General features: G+C 20.2%; 3 protein-coding genes. All 3 read left to right on the forward strand.

The annotated features are described in order from the left end of the window. On the forward strand, positions 1–1,177 hold a 1,177-nt coding region (sppA, locus tag AWT72_RS08180; RefSeq protein WP_067143483.1), incomplete at its 5' end, for a signal peptide peptidase SppA. A 118-nt stretch (positions 1,178–1,295) separates the two neighbouring features. Beyond that, on the forward strand, positions 1,296–3,224 hold the full coding sequence (locus AWT72_RS08185; protein ID WP_067143486.1) for a BglG family transcription antiterminator: 1,929 nt from the start codon (positions 1,296–1,298) through the stop codon (positions 3,222–3,224). Continuing rightward, complete coding sequence (locus AWT72_RS08190; protein ID WP_067143489.1) at positions 3,217–3,633, forward strand: PTS sugar transporter subunit IIA; 417 nt, start codon at positions 3,217–3,219, stop codon at positions 3,631–3,633. Before AWT72_RS08185 ends, AWT72_RS08190 begins: the two co-directional genes overlap by 8 nt. The last annotated feature ends 288 nt before the right edge of the window (positions 3,634–3,921 follow it).

Consider the following 3,921-nt stretch of genomic DNA (forward strand, 5'->3'; position numbering starts at 1 on the left):
AATTCATACAGGAGATTATAAAACATACGGAGAAGAATATTATAGTACAGAAATGTCAGAGTTAAAGAAAAAAGAAGTTAGTGATATACTTAATACTAGAATGAATAATTTTTTTGATATAGTAAGTAAATATAAAAAAATAGATAAAAAAGTTTTTGAAAATAAGATATATAATGGAGATTATGTATTATTAAATAGTTTAAGTGCAAATGAGTTAAAATTAGTAGATAGTGTTAAATCATATAATGATTTTTTAGAAGAAAATAATATTAATGTTGATAAAACAGTTGATTTTGAAGACATAAAATTTAATATAAATAATAATAAAAATTTAATAGCAGTTCTTGACTTAGAAGGACCAATATCATCTACTGATGAGAATTTAAATTTTTCAATAAATATGTATGATATAGAAAATAAATTAAAGTTAATAAAGAAAAATAAAAATATTAAAGCATTAATATTAAGGGTTAATTCACCAGGTGGTGTAGCTTTTGATTCAGAAATGATATATAAAAATATATTAAAATTAAAAGAAGAACTTAATATACCAGTGTATGCTTCTGTATCAAACATTTCAGCTTCAGGTGCTTACTTTATTTCATTAGCTGCTGACAAAATATATGCAAGTAAATCAAGTGTGGTAGGCTCAATAGGTGTTGTAAGTTTAAGACCAACAGCAAGTAAATTATTAGATAATTTAAAAATTAATACTACAAATATAACTATGGGTGAATATGTAGATTTGAATAATATTTATCATAAATTAACTGAAATAGAGAAAAATAAAATAACTCAAAGACTAGAAACTATCTATATGAGTTTTAAAGAAAAAGTAGCAAAATCTAGAAATTTAAATTTAGATAGAGTAGAAGAAATAGCAAAAGGACAAGTTTATTTAGCAGAAAAAGCAAAAGAACTTGGATTAATAGATAAAATAGGTGGAATAGAAAAAGTAATATCAGATATTGCGAAAGACAATGATATTAATAAATATAGTATAATTGAGTATAATAATGATATGAGCATTAATGATTATCTAAGTAAAATAGGTAATTATACTATTGCACCAGAAGTGAAAAATATAAGAGAAGTTTATTCTGATGCATATAGAGAATATATATTTATTAAATCAAATGCTAATAAAGCAATGTTTTATGAATATGATTTATATTAAAAATTAAGTAGGAGAAATCCTACTTTTTTAGTGGTCAATAATTAAAAAAAATATGAAAAGATTTGAAACTTGTTAATATATAAAATAGGGTTAAAATTTAATATATGGAGGTGTGTTTGTGTTAAATAATAGAGAATTAGATATTTTGAAAATATGTTCTACGAGTAATATTAATAATATAAATATTGAATATTTTTTATCTAAATTTGGTATATCTATTAGAGCTTTTCAATATAATATAAATAATATAAATTTTTATTTATCGAATAATAATTATGACAAAATATTGACAAAAAAAGGGAAAGTTATTTTTTTAAGAAATCAAATAAAAAATTTTTTAATTAATTTTAATAATTTAGATTTAAGTAGAGATGAAAAGCTTAATATAGTATATCTTTATTTATTATTTAACGATAAAGGTCTAAATGTAACAAGATTAGCTAATAAAATAAAAGTATCAAGAAATACTTTAAAATCATATATGAATAATTTAGATAATAAACTCGAATATGTACATGGTAAAGGATATTTTTTAAGAAAAAATAATATTTATAAGGCAAAAAAACTATTTAATATAATAAATAATGAAAATTTATATTCATACATGGAAGAAGTTATTGATAAAGATTTATATCATAAAATTAAAAAGTTTATAGTAGAACTTAATAAAAAAATAGAATTAAATTTAGATGAAAATACATATAAGCAAATTTTATCGTATATTTATTGCTTAATTAAATATCCAGATAATTCAGAAGTTATCAACAATTTTTTATCAGTGGATGAAAAAATTATAGAATTAACTATAAAAAAATATTTTGGAAATATTAAATCAATTAATCAAATTATTGATTTGTTTATAGGGGTATCATTAACTGATAATATAGAATACTGGTTAAATGAAAGTTTTTTATTAGGTAAAATAATAAAAAATGTTAGTAATCAAATTGATTTTGATTTAACCAATGATAAAATTTTATATGACTTTTTACTAAGTCATATAAAGGTTTGTATATATAGATTAAAAAAGAATATAGTTTTAAATAATGGTACATATAGAGATTTAATATTAGAGGATGATCCATTGATTAAAGTTGTAAAAAATGCAGTAAAAGAAATGGAACAAACATTTAACATTAAATTTACAGAAACAGAAATTTCATTACTCGTGTTTCATTTTAAAGCCTCAATAGAAAGATTAAAACACTCTAGTGTAAAAAAGGTTGTTTTAGTATGTGGTATGGGTTATGGTAGTTCTAAGGTATTAGAATATAATTTAAAAGAAAATTTTGATATTGATATTGTTGATGTTTTGCCAGTTCATTTATTAAATGAAAAAATATTGAAAAAAGACAATATAGATTATATTTTAACAACTGTGGATTTAGATATAGATGCGATAAAAATAAATCCACAATTAAAAGTTGAAGATTATCAGAAGATACTTAAATTAGGCATTAAAAGAAAGAAATATAAAATCTCAGTTGATGATTTTATAACTGAAATAGAAAATATTAAAAACACGAAAAATTTAAAAAAATATCTTTTGGATAAATATAAAAATATTTTTTATCAAGAAAATAAAAATATTGATGATATAGAAAGTATATTAACAAAAGAAAAAGTTATTTTTAAAAATAAAGTAAATACTTGGCAGGAAGCCATAAATATAGTTGGAAATAATTTAGAAAAAATTGGTGCAACCATGCCTAAATATAAAAATAAAATGATTGAAAATATTAATAGATTAGGGCCTTATGTAGTAATAGAAAATGGTATAGCAATACCACATGCTAATATAATGGATGGTGTTTTAAAAACGGATATATCAATTTTAATTTTAAAAGAAAATATTTCTTTTAATGCTGAGAAGAGTGCAAGAATATTTTTTGCATTTTCAAGTATAAATAAAGATGCACATTTAGGAATACTTAATAATTTATATAATTTGATATTAAGACCTAATTTTTTAGAAAAAATTGATAAAATAGATACATACGAAAAATTTAAAGAATATATATTAAAAGGAGAATATGGCAATGTTTAATCATGAAAATATACAATGTATTGACACTGTTAAAGATTATAAAGAAGCAATTAGAATTTCATCGAAACCTTTAATAAAAAAAGGTAAAATTAATAATTTATATGTAGAAAAAATAATTGAAAATGTGGACAAGTTGGGTTTTTATATAGTCATAGATGATTTTGTAGCTATGCCACATGCTAGACCTGAAGATGGGGTTAATGAAACATCAATTTCATTTTTAAAAGTAAATTCTGGTATTAATTTTGGAGATAATAAAATTTATTTAATATTTACTTTGGCATCAAAAAATTCTGATGAACATATAGAAATACTAAAAAAAATAATGGAAATATTGCAAAATGAAAAAATAAAGAAAAAATTACTAGAAGCAAAAAATATAGAACAAATATATAAAATTTTAAAATAATAAAGGTAATGGAAAGTAACATATGAAAAAATATGAAATTTATCTTAGATTAATAAAAAAGTCAGTGTATAAAAATAAAATTATTCTAATATAATAGAATAACTTGAAAAAAATATATTACAAAATACCAACCATAAGTTGGTTAAAGGACAATTAAAATTGAATATTCAATTACTTAATTTAAACTTGATATATTCAAATACATAGGACCATTTATCAGGAATAAGTAAATTGTCTACTTTAACATTTTTATCAATAAAATTTAAAGTGTTCTTAAATTTGCCTTTT

This window comes from Oceanivirga salmonicida (assembly GCF_001517915.1).
Taxonomy (GTDB): domain Bacteria; phylum Fusobacteriota; class Fusobacteriia; order Fusobacteriales; family Leptotrichiaceae; genus Oceanivirga; species Oceanivirga salmonicida.